Origin of the sequence: Lysinibacillus sp. FSL K6-1151, assembly GCF_038630755.1 — a bacterium.
Classification (GTDB): domain Bacteria; phylum Bacillota; class Bacilli; order Bacillales_A; family Planococcaceae; genus Lysinibacillus; species Lysinibacillus fusiformis_D.
Window position 1 is genome coordinate 607966 of record NZ_CP152040.1, and the last position, 17565, is coordinate 625530.

Consider the following 17565-nt stretch of genomic DNA (forward strand, 5'->3'; position numbering starts at 1 on the left):
TGATTATGACATTATACTTCTTTTTAAAATAAAAATTCGATAGGTTAATAGATTGAATTCGGAGGGACATAGGGTGGATAAAATAATAGTGACTGGCGGCCAAAAACTACAGGGAAAAGTACGTGTAGAGGGCGCAAAAAATGCAGTGTTACCAATCCTTGCGGCAGCTTTACTTGCTTCAAAAGGAGAAAATGTAATTAAAGAAGTCCCTAATTTAGCAGACGTCTTTACAATAAACGAAGTACTTAAAAGTTTAAACGCAGCAGTTACATATATACCTGAAGATAATGCCGTATATATAGATGCAACTAAAGAACTTTCAAGTGAAGCTCAATTTGAATTTGTTAGTAAAATGCGTGCATCTATTTTAGTGATGGGTTCTCTACTTGCTCGTAATGGATATGCTCGCGTAGCACTACCAGGAGGCTGTGCAATCGGTTCTCGTCCAATTGAGTTACACTTAAAGGGCTTCGAAGCTATGGGTGCAAAAATTTCATTTGGTCACGGATATGTAGAGGCAAAAACGGAAGGTCGTTTAAAAGGGGCTAATGTGTATTTAGATTTCCCTAGTGTTGGTGCTACTGAAAATATTATGACAGCCGCATCTTTAGCAGAAGGGACAACTGTAATTGAAAATGCTGCGAAGGAGCCCGAAATTGTCGATCTTGCAAACTTCATCAATAGCATGGGCGGTCGTGTAATTGGTGCTGGTACAAATACAATACGTATCGAAGGAGTCGATACATTATATGGAGTAGAGCACCATATTATTCCCGATCGTATTGAGGCTGGTACATTTATGGTGGCAGCAGCTATTACGAAGGGTGATGTAGTCATTGAAAATGCTGTTCCTGAGCATATGACAGCTTTAATTGCTAAGATGCGTGAAATGGGTGTAGAGATTACTGAACTGGATGAGGGAATCCGTGTACGTGCTCCTCATACATTAAAAGCTGTTGATATTAAAACAATGCCACATCCAGGCTTCCCAACAGATATGCAATCACAAATGATGGCATTAATGTTAACTGCGGAAGGTACGAGTATTATTACAGAAACGGTATTTGAAAATCGTTTTATGCATGTTGAGGAATTCCGTCGTATGAATGCTGGTGCTAAAATAGAAGGACGTTCTGTGTTTATCGAGGGGCCGGTTAATCTTCAGGGAGCTGAAGTAATGGCAACGGATTTACGAGCTGCGGCTGCCCTAATTTTAGCAGGTCTTGTATCTGAAGGAATAACACGTGTGACGAAGCTACATCATTTAGACCGTGGTTATGTTGATTTCCATGGCAAGCTAGCATCGCTTGGTGCCAACATTGAACGTATTACTGAACTTACTGAAGAAGTAGTGACAGTTGAAGACACAATAATTGAATTACCTACAAACTAAATGGATTTCTCAACCCTTTGCTTTTGGAGCAGAGGGTTTTTTGTTTGCTCATAACTTTAAGAGATCTAGCATATTATTCCTTATGAAAAAATGGATGATTAGTATAGGTGTCATTTGTTTGATTGGAGTATTATACATGCTTCCTGTTATAGGGCTTAGTGAAAGACGGGAGGCTGTCAAACCTCTAACTAGTGATGAGAATGCCTGTGAAATATTTATAGAAGTGGAGGGACAAGAGGAAAAAATCCCTTTGGAAACGTATATTACAGGTGTTGTTGCAGCGGAAATGCCTGTTTCTTTTAAAAAGGAGGCATTGAAAGCCCAAGCGATTGCAGCACGCACATACGCACTGAAAACGACAAATTACGGTAAAACTGCAATTGCTCCAACTGTGGCAAGGCAAGTTTTTTATGATGAGGAGCAAAGAAAGGCGAATTGGGCTAGCAATTTCCTGGGAAATGAAAAGAAAATTGTCGAAGCAATCAATGAAACGAAAGGACAAGTTCTTCTTTATAATAAGGAACTAATTACAGCCATGTTCCACTCGACAAGCAATGGTAAAACAGAAAGTGCCTTTGGCTATAGTGGGAATGATATTCCATATTTGAAAAGTGTTGCAAGTATCTCGGATCAAGCATCACCGAAGTTTGAGGCTCAGCAAGAATGGACATTAGCACAATGGAATAAGTTGTGGCCTGTACAGTGGCAAGCTAGTGATTTTAATCGTATCCAGCTATTTTACAATGAGTCAGGGCGAGTAGAGCGTTTGCAGTTAGGGAGCAATGTCTGGACTGGTAGAGAGGTTAGAACACTTCTTGGCATACCATCAACTGATTTTACAATTGTCTATGACGCGAAGACAAGAAAGGTCCATGTGACAACCCAAGGTTATGGTCATGGCGTGGGCATGAGTCAATATGGCGCTGAGGCAATGGCAAACGAAGGGAAAACGGCTGCCGAAATTTTACACTATTATTATCAAGATATTGAAATAAAAAAAATAGATGCATGTTTAAAATAACTTCTAGTTGTTCACACTGCAACTAGAGGTGATGAAAATGAGAGAGGATAAAAACAATAAAACTTCTCAAAACCAAAATCCAAATCAAAAGGAAAATGGTCAATTACAAAAGAAACCTTGGTTTTGGCCAGCAGTTTACACAGGTGGTGCACTAGTTCTAGCAGGATTGTTATTTGGTTACAATAGTCTCGTATCAAAAGTAGAAGAGGCTCCTTTACCAGATTTAGCGGAAGTTGATCCAGGTCCTGTAGTAGAAACAAATGCACGTACTGAAAACATGAAGTACCCATTCAAAGAAGAGAGTCTTAGTAAAGTACAAGTTTTACAAGAGTTCTACGAGTTAGAGGCAAATGAAGAGTCCCGTGAAAATGCACTAATGGTATTTAATCAAACATTTACAACGTCTTCTGGTATCTCTATCGCTATGAATGGTGAAGAATTTGAAGTACTAGCTGCTATGAGTGGTAAAGTACTAGAGGTAAAACTAGACGCATTTACAGGCAATAAGATTGTAATTGAGCATCCAAACGGTATGCAAACACATTATAGCTCTGTAAAGGATATCGCTGTTAAAGAAGGCGATGAGGTTACACAAGGTCAGGCATTAGGAAAAGCAACTGATAACGAGTGGAATCAAGCGGCTGGCGTCCACATGCATTTCGAAGTTCTTGAAGACGGAAAATATATTAATCCGAAAAAATTACTAGCTTTTTAATTCGAAAAGCTAGTAACGCATAAAAAGTCAGCATTTTATCAGGAAAATGCAAAAAATGTTCTGAATAGCTTTGTCCTTACATAAGGTGAAGAAATGCGCAAATGTGCATCTGATTGCCAAAGCATTTTGTGAAATTGTGTGGAAAGGACGAAGAAAGTGCATGAGCACATTCGGAAGCGCTGCATACGCCTCGGTGAATTACTGATTGAGACGCGTGAGACTGTGCGTGTCCTCGCGAAAATGACTGGTTATTCAAAAAGTACGGTGCACAAGGATTTAACAGAGCGATTACCAACAATTCATGAAGGATTAGCTGACCAAGTGAAAGAAATACTCGCCTACCATAAGGCCGTACGTCATATTCGTGGAGGAGAAGCAACGAAAAACAAGTGGAAAGAGAGAGCGAGTCAAGACTGATTCGTTCTTTTTTATTGTCTTGGAAATGTATTTATGACGAATTCTATGGAATAGTAATTCTATATTATAGCCGTTCATAACCTGAAAAGAAAACAGTCCCATTCACTAAATTTAGGTGAAATTACCAATAGAATATGATAAAATATTCTAGATAAAGAGATAAAATGAACGTTATGTAGTTGGAACTGGCGGGAAGGAGAAATTATAGAATGTTTTCGAAAGATATTGGCATTGACTTAGGAACTGCGAACGTATTAATCCACGTTAAAGGTAAAGGTATCGTCCTAAATGAACCATCTGTGGTGGCGATTGACAAAAAGACAAACAAAGTATTAGCGGTAGGGGAAGAAGCTCGCCAAATGGTAGGGAGAACGCCAGGTAATATTACAGCAATTCGCCCACTAAGAGATGGAGTCATTGCAGATTTTGATGTGACAGAGGCGATGTTAAGACATTTCATCAATAAATTAAATGTAAAAGGATTTTTGGCGAAGCCACGAATTTTAATTTGCTGTCCAACGAACATCACAAGTGTTGAGCAAAAAGCAATCCGTGAAGCCGCAGAAAAATCTGGCGGTAAAAAAGTATATTTAGAGGAAGAACCAAAAGTAGCTGCTATCGGTGCAGGCATGGATATCTTCCAACCAAGTGGTAATATGGTAGTCGATATAGGTGGCGGAACAACAGATATCGCAGTTCTATCAATGGGTGATATTGTAACAAGTGAATCCATTAAAGTAGCAGGAGATGTGTTTGATAACGACATTTTGCAATATATTAAAAAAGAATATAAATTGCTAATTGGTGAACGTACAGCAGAAGCAATCAAGATGACAATTGGTACAGTTTTCAAAGGTAGCCGCAACGATACAATGGATATTCGTGGTCGTGACATGGTAACAGGTTTACCACGTACTATTACAATTCATTCCGAGGAAATTGAACGAGCATTGCACGAGTCTGTAGCGATGATTGTCCAATCAGCAAAAAATGTCTTAGAAAAAACACCACCTGAGCTATCAGCCGATATCATTGACCGTGGCGTTATTATTACGGGTGGCGGTGCACTATTACATGGAATGGATCAGCTATTAATAGAAGAGTTAAAGGTACCTGTCTTCGTTGCAGAGAGACCTATGGATTGTGTAGCAATTGGTACGGGAATAATGCTAGAAAACATTGATCGTGTGCCAGCATCCTTATAAAAATAAAATGAGGTGATTTCTTTGTTTAAAGGGTTTTATACAGTTGCAACAGGTATGATCACGCAACAAAGAAGAACAGAATTACTAACAAATAATTTATCAAATGCGAATACACCAGGATTTAAAGCAGATCAATCAACTATTCGCTCATTTCCAGACATGCTAATGTCTAGTATTGGTAAAACAAATGCTCCCGCCAATCAACAAGCAGGCGCTGAATATATGAGTCAAGTAGGAGCTTTAAATACAGGAACATATTTACAAGAAACATTGCCAAATTACATACAAGGCCAAATCTATAGCACTGATTTTACAACAGATATGGCGCTAATTGATGGAAACTTACCACAAAACGAAGATGGGATTACGGGGTCAATTTTCTTCCGTCTAGAACATCCAGCTGGTGGTGAGGCCTATACACGTAATGGTAATTTCACATTAGATGGTCAAGGCTATTTAGTAAACGGGCAGGGTCTATACGTACTCAATGATGCAGGACAACGTATCCAGCTTCCAAACGATGATTTTCGCCTCGATGAAAATGGAGCCATTTTTGTAAACGATCAGCAAGTAGCACGAGTTGGCGTATCATATGCTGCTAATCCGAACATGCTACGTAAACAGGATAATGGTCTTATTCGTACAGAAAATGGTGAGAACTTACCAACAGCCTATGGTGCGAATGGCGTTTCCTTTACGCTACGTCAAAACTTTTTAGAAGGTTCAAACGTAGATTCTGGTCGCACAATGACAGATTTAATGACAGCCTACCGAGCATTCGAAGCAAATCAAAAAGTATTACAAGCTTATGATCGCAGCATGGAAAAGGCAGTGAATGAAATCGGGAAAATCTAACGGGCGAACAGGAGGCGTTTTATAAATGCTACGTACAATGATGACAGCAACGAACACAATGGGTCAATTACAAAATAAACTAGATACAATTAGTAATAATATTGCTAATAGTAGTACAACCGGTTATAAAACGAAGGAAGCATCCTTCAATGAACTACTTTATCAGCAATTTAACAATGATAAGCAGGACCGAGCTGAACGCCAAACACCAGTTGGTATTCGCTATGGATCTGGTGCCATGCTTGGACAAATTAAATCCAATGAAAAGCAAGGCTCATTACAAACAACGAATCGAGATTTAGACTTTGCTTTCACAAAAGCAAAACAATATTTCAATATTTTAATGCCAAATGGTGAAAATGGAACTGAAACAGTGTATACTCGACAAGGTGACTTTTATTTATCTCCGTTGAATAACGGAACAGTAATGCTCGTAACGGCAGAGGGTTATCCCGTAGCCAATGCAGCAGGACAAGCTATTACATTACCAGATACTGTTCAAAAGTTTGCCGTTCGAGATGGTGGTGTTTTAGAAGCATCTTATCCAAATGGTGATATCATTCGTACGGATTTAGCTGTAACAGAATTCCAAAAGCCACAATTAATGGAACATGTTTCTGGTTCTTATGTTGGTTTACCAGACAATCTAGCTGAACTTGGCTTTACACAAGCGGAAGTTCTGACAGAGCTTGTGGGTGCGAACCGTCAGCAAATTGGCATGCAAAGTGGTACACTAGAAATGTCCAATGTAAACCTCTCAAAGGAAATGACAGAACTAATACAAACTCAACGTTCTTATCAGTTCAATGCAAGAGCGGTTACATTAGCAGATCAAATGCTAGGACTAATTAACGGCATTCGATAAAAAGTCATCCAAAAACACATAGTTAGGAATGAAGAGGAGTACAATCTATGACAAACGATTCACGTCGACGTTCTGTGCCGACACAAGAAACCGATACGCAACCAGAAAAGAAAGAACGCCGCTCAAATGGAGAGCAACGCGAGGTTCGCTGGGTGCAAATCCGACTGATTCCGATTTGGTTACGCATTGTAATTGTTCTCGTCTTAGTCGTTGCTGCCGCAGCATTAGGCGCAATGTTTGGCTTCAGTGTGATTGGAGAAGGCAATGCTATGGATATTTTTAAAAGGGAAACATGGCAGCATATATTTGATATTATGAACGGTAAAGAATAGCAATATTCTTTACCTTACTTTGTGTATACATACTTAATTTCGAGGGGGAAATTACATGTTAACAGCAGAACAAATTCAAGCAATTTTACCACATCGCTATCCTTTTTTATTCGTTGATCGCATTGTTGAATTAGATGAAGGTAAACGCGCAGTAGGTTTAAAAAATGTTTCGATCAATGAAGACTTCTTTAATGGACACTTCCCAGGCTATCCTGTAATGCCAGGTGTATTAATTGTAGAGGCATTAGCACAAGTGGGTGGAGTCGCTTTATTAAATGCAGAAGAATTCAAGGGACGTTTAGCCTTTTTAACAGGTGTGGATAATTGTCGTTTCAAGCGTCAAGTAGTTCCTGGCGACCAACTTAAATTGGAAGTAGAATTTGTTAAACTTCGTGGCGCAATGGGTAAAGGTCATGGTATAGCGACTGTAGATGGAGAACTTGTATGTGAAGCCGATATTCTATTTGCGATTGGACCTGAACAGCCTAAACAAGCCTAATTTGCATTTGTAGACCAAAAGATATAAAATAGATAAAGTCAAGTTAAAAGTTGATTAGTAGGTTCTTAAATTGCAGTGGCGAAAAAGCGTTTGGGAATTGAAATAGATGTAATTTTTAGGTTTTACAAACGTAGGAGGATTATTAAGATGTATAAGGAATTGTCTTCAGGTATTAAAATTAGCATTACTCGTTCGATTTCGACATCTTTTGAAGCATACTTAGCAAGTATTGGTTGGGATGAAGAGCGCTTTTCTATGGAAGACTTCATTGCAAGCTGGCAGACTTATTTTCAGGAGAATGCCGCATGGATCGAAAAAATCCCTGCTGATATATTGTTGAGTGCACAGTTTCATGAAGAGATGGCACAAAAAATCGATGAGGTCATTGCTAAAATTTTAAATGAAGAACCAACAGCGCAGCAGATCGAAACAATCGAGGCATTGCAAAAAGAGCTAGGCACAAACTATAGCTATGACTGTAAAGCAGAAGCAGCATACATTGAACAAGTATTAAAAGAAAAACAAAAATAGTTTGTACAAATATCGGATAGTTCCCTCCTTTCCCGGGCAATCTATGTAGGATCACAAATACACACGATGTATTTGCTGACATAGTACCCAAGAAAGGAGGTTTTTTACTATGTGGAAAATGTCATTTTTAACCATTATTCTTGCAACTGTATTCCTTGGAGGATGTAACTGGGGAAATAATGCAGTCGAAGATCACCCTGTTCGAGACGTCGAAAATGACGTTCGTCGTGGTGTAGACAATGTGGAAGATGCATTAGACCCGAATAATCGTGACGATGCATACGATCGCAACGTAGATGGTACTAACCGAGGTACTGTTAACGAAAATACAACATTGCCTGAAGCGACAACACCTGGATCAAATGCCGATATCAACAGTACAAACGGCTATGACAACGTACCAAATGCTAATGGTGTAAACGGTGTTGAACGTAATGACAACGTAAACAATAATAATGATATTGTCGACGATAAAGTCAAAGACACTGAAAAGTACCGTGATGGTATGAACAACCGATAACATAAAAAAGAGTGTTTCCTAAATGGAAAACACTCTTTTTTGATAAAAAGAAGCAAATACACGCGGAAGAAAGGTAAATACTCGCGGAAGAAAGGTAAATACTCGCGGAAGAAAGGTAAATACACGCGGAAGAAAGGTAAATACACGCGGAAGAAAGGTAAATACACGCGGAAGAAAGGTGAATACTCGCGGAAGAAAGGTGAATACTCGCGGAAGAAAGGTGAATACTCGCGGAAGAAAGGTGAATACTCGCGGAAGAAAGGTAAATACTCGCGGAAGAAAGGTAAATACTCGCGGAAGAAAGGTAAATACTCGCGGAAGAAGAGTGAATACTCGCGGAAGGAAGGTGAATACTCGCGGAAGGAAGGTGAATACTCGCGGAAGGGAGGTGAATACTCGCGGAAGAAGAGTGAATACTCGCGGAAGGAAGGTGAATACTCGCGGAAGGAAGGTGAATACTCGCGGAAGGAAAGTGAATACTCGCGGAAGGAAAGTGAATACTCGCGGAAGGAAGGCGAATACTCGCGGAAGGAAGGTGAATACTCGCGAAAGTGAAGTGTATGCCCCATGAGCATTGCAAATATTCTCGCCAGTGAAGCGAGCCAATCAACCCTCAAAAAAATCTCTTCATGTAATCCAATAAATTTTCAGGTAAATGGTAAACACGATTTTTATAGGTTCCGGTATAAGGGAACTGAAATTTCTGAAGCAATCGTGTAGCTGTATCGATAGAATCAATTTTGAAAAATTTACGTAACTGTTGATTAGTAATAGAATGGCTAACCAATAGTTGATAATCGAGCATGGCTTCTGCAAAAATTTCTATACTCCGATAATGACAAAATGAACATTTCCAAATGCCCCGATAGAAATACATATTATGTTGATAGGAACATTTAGGACAAAGCACACCATGCCGAAATCGTGATGGGGCAATCGAAGTTTGAATGTGAGGAATCGTTTGTTTGGAGAGAAGCCCTTGAACCAGTTGAGCTAATTGATCATCTGTTAGCATTTTTTGAGGATGCTTTTTAAAAAGTGACTGGAGATGTTGATGAAGACCTGACACATGAAAAATAGGGAGCGCTTTAGAAGGATTAACGATGATCGCTGAAGAGTTTGCTATAACAACGGCACCTTCAATGGGGAGTGAGTAAGAAAGACTTTTAAGAAAACGCATATGACGCTCAGTTTGGGTAAACGCATTTGGAAATCCTTCTACTGTGCCATCTGCCTTTGTGCGTGTACATTGATGTGTGAGTTGATTAAATTCTAGTCGACCATGAATATTTTTAATTTCTAAAACGAAGATAAATTGAGGGCAAATAAAGAGTGTATCAAGCTGATGCATATGTTGAGCAGTGTTCTTGAGACACAAATTATGTAATACGAAAAAAGTATTTGGACATAGTAATTCATGCCATTCGCGGTCCACTTTTTGTTCACCAGCAAAACCTGCATCCAGTCGGCGATATTGTTCCTGATAATAGTGAAACTCAACATCATTCTTTAAAAGCCTCCTCATCACAGCCTCAAGCCATAATAATTTTAAAGGCTTCTCTCTGATAGCAATAACCAAATATAACGCTCCTTTTTAAATTGTATTGTACTGAAAAATGGCAGCTTGTCCAATAAAAAAACGATGCAAAATTCGCATCGCTAATCATTTTTTAATTTTGGTCGCTGCTTCATATCTTTCGTAAAGCGCTCCAGTAAATCCTCTAGGGATACACCCTCAGCAAGTAGCTCGGAAAGCAATTGTTCAGCATATTTAGAGCGTTTAATTTTGAGTGTTCCTTTTAGTAGTACTGAAACATGATCACCAATTTCTTGAACTGTATGTACGATTACCTGAAAAGGAGCGGGTTCATTATCTGGAAATGAAATAACTGCACGGACATTGCAGACTGTAGCATTTACTAAGAGTTCATCAAAGGTTGAGCGATATTGTTTTTCCATAAACAATTCTAGTATCCAAGATTGATGGCTGTTTTCCTGATTAATAATAATGCCATCGACTAAAGGGAATGGTTGTACGCCATCTTTCGTGACAAGGTCAAAGGAAAGCATTTTAAATGTTTTCATTATGTATATTCCTCCTAAGTCTGTCATTCTTTTATTATAACACATGAAGTAGTGGCTGTTTGTTATGTGCACCTGTGACGATATTTTAAAACCTGCGAAAATGCTGATTTCATGAAATAGCATTTGCCATTACAGTCCAAAGCATTCAGCTAGAAAATTAAAAAAAATTAGCAAATTAAAAATGCTAATTTACCCAATTTATGCTGCAAAACAGAAGGAAATTTATAATATCGGATTTTGCCAATGCGGATATCCTTTTGTAAGATGAAAGCAATCCAACAGAAAGGTGGTGAACGAATGAATCAAGTCGGACTGGTCGGAAGGTTTACGAAAGATCCGGTGTTACGTTACTTATCTGGAAATCGTGTACAGACTCATTTTTCATTGGCCATTAACCGCAATTTTAAAAACAATCGTGGAGAAGTAGATGCAGACTTTATTTTCTGTACAGCTTGGGGAAGGCTGGCAGAACATATCGTCAAATATTGCGGTAAAGGCTCTTTAATCGGTGCAAATGGTCGTATTCAAACAAGATCATTTGTAAATGAAGAAAACACTAAGATTTTTATGACAGAGGTGGTTGTAGAAGATATACGATTTTATCATCTCAAACAAAGGAATAGTGACGAAACGGCTATTGTACCGCCACAGCCACCGAATGAACAGGAAGACTTAAAAGATTTTGTTTTACCATAGACAAGCTATTTACATACGGAGCAAGAGAAATATCGTTGTCTGATCCGCCATTCTCCTTATATTTCTTGCACCGTAGCAACAGAAAGGAATGATGTATACACATATTAAAAAGACATTGCTGAAGACCGCACAGCAATGGATGTTTTGACACAACTAAATAAGAATGTTTGAAGTAAGTAGGGATAAGAAGTAACGAGGTTCCACTAAAAGAGCGCCAAGAACAATGTAGCTCTTGGCGCATCTAATTACTATATGTCCAATGTTATTAGATCACGAAGTTCTTGATCTTCTAACTCGGTCAACCACTGGCTTGATTGAATGAGTTCTTCGGATAATGCAGATTTCTGCACCAGCATTTTATCAATTTTTTCTTCAATTGTACCGATGGTTACAAATTTATGGACCTGCACAAATTGTGTCTGCCCAATGCGATAAGCACGATCAGTTGCTTGATTTTCGACAGCGGGGTTCCACCAGCGATCTGCATGTAAAACATGATTAGCAGCTGTTAAATTAAGACCTGTTCCACCTGCTTTTAAGGAAAGAATAAATATAGGGAAGTCTCCTGCCTGAAAAGCCTCTACTAAGCGGTCACGCTGCTGCTTAGGCATAGCACCAGTTAAAAACGGTGCATCCACATTGTATAGTTCACTTAAACAATGCTGTAGCAATTGCCCCATTCCGATATACTGTGTAAAGATAAGGCATTGTTCGCCATTGTCCACAATCTCTGCTGCCATTTGTACAATGCGCTCTAGCTTAGTCGAACGTGCAAGCATTGTTTCGGCATCCTCGAAAGATTCCTTTAAATATAAGGCAGGATGATTACATAGTTGCTTTAACTTACTAAGCATCTTTAAAACACGTCCCTTTTTTTGAAAACCTGTTAACTGCTCTAGCTGATCGAGTGTCTCTAAAATATATCCTTCATAGAGAGAAGCTTGCTCGGCTGTTAATGGACAGTATTCGTTCGATTCTAGCTTATCTGGTAAGTTAAGCTGTAAATGGGGATCACGCTTTGTACGACGCAATAAGAAAGGTTGAATTTTAGCTCGTAACTTCTGCTTATGTGATTCAGATTCGTCTCGTTCAATAGGCAAAATAAATTCTTCATTGAAGCGGCCAAAGCTACCTAAATAACCCTTATGAATGAAATCAAAAATAGCCCATAGCTCAGATAAGCGGTTTTCTACAGGTGTTCCTGTAAGGGCAATATGATGGTCTCCTAACAATTTACGAATGGCTCTTGATTGTAAGGTCTGCATGTTTTTTATATTTTGAGCTTCATCGAGCACAACAGTTGCCCATTCTATATTCTGTAAAAATTCAGTATCCTGCGACACAGTACCATAGGTTGATAAAATAACATGTGGTTTTTCGGCAGTCACTAGCTCTTTAAAATCCTCATCCTTAGCTCGATTTGTCTGATAATGCGTATGCACAATCAGTGAAGGGGCAAATCGAGCGAGTTCTTTTTGCCAGTTACCGAGGACTGAGGTTGGACAAATAATAATGGTTGGCTTCGTATAATCAGCTGCTGTCTCATAAATATGAAGTAAATAGGTGATTAGTTGCACCGTTTTCCCAAGTCCCATATCATCGGCTAGACATGCACCAAAACCTTGTTCGCGCATAAAGATTAACCATTCAAAGCCCTCTTGTTGGTAAGGACGTAATTCGGTTTGTAAGGATAAAGGAATCGGTACTGCTGGCAAGCCCTTCTTCTCCAAAAGCTGCTCCATATATGATTTTAATGATTGTTGTATTTCCAGTGCGAAAATTGGATCATCTCTTAGCGCATCATCGGCATCTTCTTCGAGAGGAGCAGACAAGTCTTCGGGTAATTCTCTAAACAACAATTCTCGAACAGTCCAACTTTCATCTTCTGCCTGCTGCATTAGTTCACGCATTTCGTGCATCCAATTGGCATCGACTCGGAACCATTCCGTACCTATACGAATAAATTCACGTTTCTCATCCACCAGCTTTTTAAATTGCTCAGCTGAAATCGTTTGCCCATTCATAGAAAATTGCCATTTAAACGTTAAAATATCATCTAATCCTGCTACCTTCTTTGTGGAGACATTGTTAGTTGTTACACGTACACGTAATTTGGATTGTTTTAAATCTTTTAGCCATGCAGGGAGTACAACATCAAAACCAAGTGCCTGTAATCTGGCGAGATCCTCACGTAAAAAAGACCGTACTTCTGAGTCCTCCAATGTCACACGAATAAAGGTATCACTTCTGATATCGTCATTGGATAGAAGATTCACAATTTGTTGTTGCTGTTGTTCAATTTCAGTGGCGAACATTCGCCATTTCGTAGGAAGCGCCTCTTCAATTGGTAAGGATTGCTTACGAATAGCAGGAGTCCAGTAGTTTTTTGTCGTAGCAGTGCTGAGCACTGTTTCTAATAACCAGACATCGGCTTCATCTTCTGGCTCACTTAACCGTAAAGAAACTGAAACTGCACCGGCTTGACGAGCTTGATCCAATGGCCAGCCACCACGTAAGAAAAAGGGTAGAAGTTTTGGTAAATCAGCTAGTATTAGACCAACTTGTGAAAGCTTTTGCTGAACAGCTATTTCTAATAATGCTGTATCGATGTGATCAATAGGAAAAGTTAGCGAAGAAAAATCTTCCGCAATGACAGCGTATGACCAAAGTGAGGGCTCCTGCCAGTATTCCTGTAACGCCAGTACTTTTCCGAGCCATTCCTTACTTTCATCATTTGCACCAAGCCAATTAATAAAGGGATGTTGGAAGCTTGATGAAAAAATATCAAGTAATTCAGCAGTAGAAACCTCAATCGTGAAATCAGTCCGATTGGTTAATAAGCCATAGACATTTGCTTCATAGGTAAAGAATAATGAAGAAATTAATGTATCAGCGTCGATTGTCGTACCATTTGCAGTAAAACCCTGCAATGTAAAATATCCTTCCCGTGCTACATCAATACGAAGCTGTTGAGTTTGGGAAAAGGGGGAAGGAGCATTTATTGTCATCATACTAAGTTTCCTTTCTCAATTTCTTCTTGTAACGCACGTAATCGTTTATATTCTGCACGAATGGTTTGCATATATGTTTCAAAATAAGCTGTTTTGCCAGCTCGTTTTGCGGCACTACGCATACTTTTCCAAATACGCACAGCTTGCTTATAATTCATACGTGATTTTTGTGAAATTTCAGCCATTGCATAGACATGGTATAAAGGTAAAACAGTAGCTGGTTCAATCTGTAAGACGTCCTTTAATCCACACATTTCTAAATAGGATAGAGATGAAGGATTTAATTGATGGAGAGCAGCCCATTCACGGTAACGTCCTTTTTTAATTAAAAACGATGAAAATGGCTGAAGCCCATACACACCAAATGCACTGTATAACATTGCTTCCTCTTCCTCAGTAAGCTGTATGTCATCAAATAAAAGCTGAAATTGCCTTACGTACTGGGCTCTTTGAACGACTGGTACGACTTCCTGTAGGAAGGCTTCAGTCAAAGGTAATATAGCTCGTAAAATGACAGCTAATGAATAGGACTCACCAGCACGTTGAGCAAAAGTAGCCAGTTCAAATAAATCCTGCATTTGCGGTAAATCAATCTGTGCCAAATTTTCGAGCAGCAGATCCTCCTTTTGTAATAACACATAAAATAATAGCTTTAATGATTGCAAAGAAATTTCTTCCGAACGGTTTTCTAGATTATTTAAATAAGTTAATTCCTGCTCGCGTCGAGGCTTCTCATAAAAAAGCACTGCCCAAAGCAGCATATATAGACGAAGTCGATGGGCAAACAGCCCTTGTCGTTCTAATAAAAATTCCCTTACTAGCTCTTGAATGGCATCATAAAAAGGATCAGTCGCAAAAAGACGTGACCGATTCGTTAACTCAGTAAGAATGCTTTCAAAGGATTGCATGCTTTGATCGATAAAGTATTTCATATATGGAGAATCTAATGAATGCCCAGCTGTTGCATTTAAATGCCGCCATATAGTATTTAAAATAGCTAATTCCATATAGAGCTTATAAAGGGGCTGCCATTCACGTTCAAAGGGCATATGTCGGCGAAGACGCTCCAATGCATCTGTTCTTACAGCAGAAAGCCCATAGCCCTCTAATACTCGGCCAGATGGTAATAAGCGCTTCATTACTTCATCAACCATCATCGACCAGCTTTGTGGTCTACGTTCTTCTGCTAAGGTTTTTAGCTGGACCGATTTTTGAGCACGCCAAGTACTCGACCAATTTTGCACGGAGTCAAAGTATTGGTAGAGAGCGAGTAAAGCACCTACTTGATGTCGACACCATTTAGGTTGTGGACAGTTACAATGTAGCTCTTCCTTGTAAAAATCAATTTCAACAGAAGCGGGTCTGACATCCTGAACACTTGCATATAATATAGAACTTGTTCCATTAAAACGTTCAAAAACAATGGATTTATTTCTTACAGAAAAGACAGCACGACGCACTAGTTCTTCATCTTCCGTAGAGGAAGGATGTAGCCCTTGTTCAGCTTCTTTTAATTTAGTCAGCACAAATACTTGATGTTCTTTAGCTATTTGCGATATAGACAATGCCATAACCTCACTCCTTTCATCATGTATGGCTATGTTTAACATTGTTAATTGTAAGAATGAAAAAAAGACTGTCCTTCCATTATACGATTAAAATGCAGTAATGATAAGCTGAATGATCAGAAAGAAAAAAATGAATTCAAAGATAGTTAACAAGCCAATTGATTTGTGTTAAAATCTGAATAATCAGATAACTAAGGAGGGATGAAGGATGATGCAAGTTCAATACATGAAGCCGTTTTACACAAAAGTTACTGGAGACAAATTACGTCTCGTATTTGCTTATCAATATTTCTCTATTTTAAAAGAGAATGAGATTTTCCATTTCATTCCTATAGAAGGTAAAGAGATGATTATCAACATGAAGACACAGCAAATTGAAAATTTATCTGAGGTTTTTGTTTTCCAAAAAGGAAATCGTTTTATCAGATTACCACTTTATCAACTACTGCTTATTACGAATGTTCATGAGCATCTAGCACCAATACTTGAAAGCGCAACACCGAAGAAACAAATTCCACTTGTTTCATCTGTGACGGTTGGCGAAATCGATCAGCTTATCGCAGAACTAGAGGAGAAAAATTTTGATTATTTAATTGATCAAACATTATTGGAGAACGATAAAGAACTCTTTTTCGAACTGCTACAGCAAAAGAGCCATCAACTTGGAGGTTTAACAATTGAATAGATGGAATGCCCAGTAAGCACCTACTTTTCAGAAATGATAAGCAGGTGCTTTTACTAAAATTTGGCATGTACCTCCAGAAGGAGAAGAATTGTATTCCAACACAAGCTACTGTCATATTGCCACAAAGCTGAATGAGCGACTTGCAAGTCAGCTAATCATCATCGCTCGTAATGACTATAGGTTCACTAAAAAATCTGGACACTATTAAGCTAAAAGGAGTCATGTGCCTATAAATTGTTAATAATACATAAAAAATTAGCAATGATTCCCATAATGGTGATTAATAGAATAGAGAATAGGCCGATATACATATTAAGAAGGTGGTGAAAGCATGCTTGGTAAGTGGTCAGCTACGGGGATGTCGATCCTGAATAATATGAATCGGCATCAAAGTGCGATGAGTAAAGCTATGCTACGCATTTCGTCGGGGTATCGAATCAATAGTGCAGCGGATGATCCAGCTGGATTGGCGATTTCTGAAAAAATGCGTTCTCAAATTCGGGGATTGAATATGGCGGCTAAAAATATACAGGACGGCATTTCTCTCGTGCAGACAGCAGAGGGGGCACTGAATGAGACACATGCGATGATTCAGCGCATGCGTGAATTAGCAGTGGAGGCAGCCAATGACACATTAACCGATGATGATCGTGAAAAATTAGAGCTGGAGTTCCAAGAATTAAAGAAGGAAATTCAGCGCCTCTCTACGGATACAGAATTTAATACGAAGACATTACTCAATGGAGATCATGAGACAAATAGCATTAAAATTCAAGCAGGGGCCAATGCAGGGCAGCATATAGAATTATTTATCAATGGTATGGGCTCTGAAGCACTTGGTTTGAAGGATGTGTCCATTGCTACTCGAGAGGATGCAGATAAAGCCATCTCTTCAATGGATGAGGCTTTAAAACGTGTATCTAATGAGCGTTCTCGTCTAGGAGCGTACCAAAACCGTTTGGAACATGCTTATAATGCTAATGTTAACACCGCAGAAAATTTACAAGCGGCAGAGTCTCGTATTCGAGATGCAGATATCGCTAAAGAGATGATGAATATGGTGAAGGCTCAAATTTTGATGCAGGCCAGTCAATATGTCTTAGCTATGCATATGCAGCAAGCACAGTCTGTTTTAAAATTATTAGAAATCGGAAAAAAATGATGAAT

19 protein-coding genes are annotated in these 17565 nt (G+C 39.0%); 15 read left to right on the forward strand and 4 right to left on the reverse strand.

The window, feature by feature from the left end:
- Nucleotides 1–73 precede the first annotated feature (73 nt).
- The 12 genes from murA (at nucleotide 74) to MHI04_RS02900 (ending at nucleotide 8908) form a co-directional block, all read left to right on the forward strand.
- A complete protein-coding gene (gene murA / locus MHI04_RS02845) occupies nucleotides 74–1393 on the forward strand; it encodes a UDP-N-acetylglucosamine 1-carboxyvinyltransferase (protein ID WP_036123602.1) in 1320 nt (439 codons plus the stop codon).
- Between the two features lie 118 nt (nucleotides 1394–1511).
- Nucleotides 1512–2414 carry a stage II sporulation protein D gene (gene spoIID, locus MHI04_RS02850; protein ID WP_230593853.1) on the forward strand — a complete coding sequence of 301 codons (903 nt, stop codon included), beginning with the start codon at nucleotides 1512–1514 and terminating at the stop codon, nucleotides 2412–2414.
- A 37-nt stretch (nucleotides 2415–2451) separates the two neighbouring features.
- On the forward strand, nucleotides 2452–3129 hold the full coding sequence (locus tag MHI04_RS02855) for a M23 family metallopeptidase (protein ID WP_036123599.1): 678 nt from the start codon (nucleotides 2452–2454) through the stop codon (nucleotides 3127–3129).
- 156 nt (nucleotides 3130–3285) lie between these two features.
- Nucleotides 3286–3546, forward strand: coding sequence for a sporulation transcriptional regulator SpoIIID (locus tag MHI04_RS02860; RefSeq protein ID WP_025114760.1), 261 nt, complete (start codon nucleotides 3286–3288; stop codon nucleotides 3544–3546).
- A 209-nt stretch (nucleotides 3547–3755) separates the two neighbouring features.
- Nucleotides 3756–4751 carry a rod shape-determining protein gene (locus tag MHI04_RS02865; protein ID WP_036123595.1) on the forward strand — a complete coding sequence of 332 codons (996 nt, stop codon included), beginning with the start codon at nucleotides 3756–3758 and terminating at the stop codon, nucleotides 4749–4751.
- 21 nt (nucleotides 4752–4772) lie between these two features.
- The gene (locus MHI04_RS02870) at nucleotides 4773–5606 is read left to right on the forward strand and encodes a flagellar hook-basal body protein (RefSeq protein WP_058843804.1); all 834 of its coding nucleotides are present in this window, start codon (nucleotides 4773–4775) and stop codon (nucleotides 5604–5606) included.
- Nucleotides 5607–5631: 25 nt separating this feature from the next.
- Nucleotides 5632–6471 carry a flagellar hook-basal body protein gene (locus MHI04_RS02875; protein ID WP_058843805.1) on the forward strand — a complete coding sequence of 280 codons (840 nt, stop codon included), beginning with the start codon at nucleotides 5632–5634 and terminating at the stop codon, nucleotides 6469–6471.
- Between the two features lie 47 nt (nucleotides 6472–6518).
- Nucleotides 6519–6803, forward strand: a complete 285-nt coding sequence (locus MHI04_RS02880; RefSeq protein WP_089932984.1) for a DNA-directed RNA polymerase subunit beta — start codon at nucleotides 6519–6521, stop codon at nucleotides 6801–6803.
- A gap of 55 nt (nucleotides 6804–6858) precedes the next feature.
- Nucleotides 6859–7302 (forward strand): 3-hydroxyacyl-ACP dehydratase FabZ, encoded by a 444-nt coding sequence (fabZ, locus tag MHI04_RS02885; RefSeq protein ID WP_036124465.1) that lies wholly within the window; start codon nucleotides 6859–6861, stop codon nucleotides 7300–7302.
- 147 nt (nucleotides 7303–7449) lie between these two features.
- Nucleotides 7450–7833: a hypothetical protein gene (locus MHI04_RS02890; RefSeq protein ID WP_036124467.1), complete on the forward strand. Its 384-nt coding sequence runs from the start codon at nucleotides 7450–7452 to the stop codon at nucleotides 7831–7833.
- Nucleotides 7834–7942: 109 nt separating this feature from the next.
- Complete coding sequence (locus MHI04_RS02895) at nucleotides 7943–8353, forward strand: hypothetical protein (protein ID WP_036124468.1); 411 nt, start codon at nucleotides 7943–7945, stop codon at nucleotides 8351–8353.
- 39 nt (nucleotides 8354–8392) lie between these two features.
- Nucleotides 8393–8908, forward strand: a complete 516-nt coding sequence (locus tag MHI04_RS02900; RefSeq protein ID WP_342535328.1) for a hypothetical protein — start codon at nucleotides 8393–8395, stop codon at nucleotides 8906–8908.
- Between the two features lie 58 nt (nucleotides 8909–8966).
- Here the strand turns inward: MHI04_RS02900 and MHI04_RS02905 are convergent, their stop codons facing one another.
- Nucleotides 8967–9932, reverse strand: a complete 966-nt coding sequence (locus tag MHI04_RS02905; protein WP_342504133.1) for a nuclease-related domain-containing protein — start codon at nucleotides 9930–9932, stop codon at nucleotides 8967–8969.
- Between the two features lie 80 nt (nucleotides 9933–10012).
- Entirely contained in the window at nucleotides 10013–10438 is a 426-nt protein-coding gene (locus tag MHI04_RS02910; protein ID WP_036124472.1) for a YwpF family protein, read from the reverse strand.
- A gap of 297 nt (nucleotides 10439–10735) precedes the next feature.
- On the opposite strand from MHI04_RS02910, the gene ssb reads away from it, so the two are divergent.
- Nucleotides 10736–11134, forward strand: coding sequence for a single-stranded DNA-binding protein (gene ssb / locus MHI04_RS02915; protein ID WP_036124475.1), 399 nt, complete (start codon nucleotides 10736–10738; stop codon nucleotides 11132–11134).
- A gap of 248 nt (nucleotides 11135–11382) precedes the next feature.
- Here the strand turns inward: ssb and MHI04_RS02920 are convergent, their stop codons facing one another.
- Entirely contained in the window at nucleotides 11383–14145 is a 2763-nt protein-coding gene (locus tag MHI04_RS02920; protein WP_271912368.1) for a DEAD/DEAH box helicase, read from the reverse strand.
- Nucleotides 14142–15716: a hypothetical protein gene (locus MHI04_RS02925; RefSeq protein WP_036124323.1), complete on the reverse strand. Its 1575-nt coding sequence runs from the start codon at nucleotides 15714–15716 to the stop codon at nucleotides 14142–14144. Before MHI04_RS02925 ends, MHI04_RS02920 begins: the two co-directional genes overlap by 4 nt.
- Nucleotides 15717–15921: 205 nt before the next feature.
- Here MHI04_RS02925 and MHI04_RS02930 point away from each other — a divergent pair, with 205 nt between their 5' ends.
- Both MHI04_RS02930 and MHI04_RS02935 read left to right on the forward strand, forming a co-directional pair.
- A complete protein-coding gene (locus tag MHI04_RS02930; protein ID WP_036124322.1) occupies nucleotides 15922–16398 on the forward strand; it encodes a transcriptional regulator in 477 nt (158 codons plus the stop codon).
- A 331-nt stretch (nucleotides 16399–16729) separates the two neighbouring features.
- Nucleotides 16730–17560 (forward strand): flagellin, encoded by an 831-nt coding sequence (locus MHI04_RS02935; protein ID WP_036124319.1) that lies wholly within the window; start codon nucleotides 16730–16732, stop codon nucleotides 17558–17560.
- Nucleotides 17561–17565: the final 5 nt, after the last annotated feature.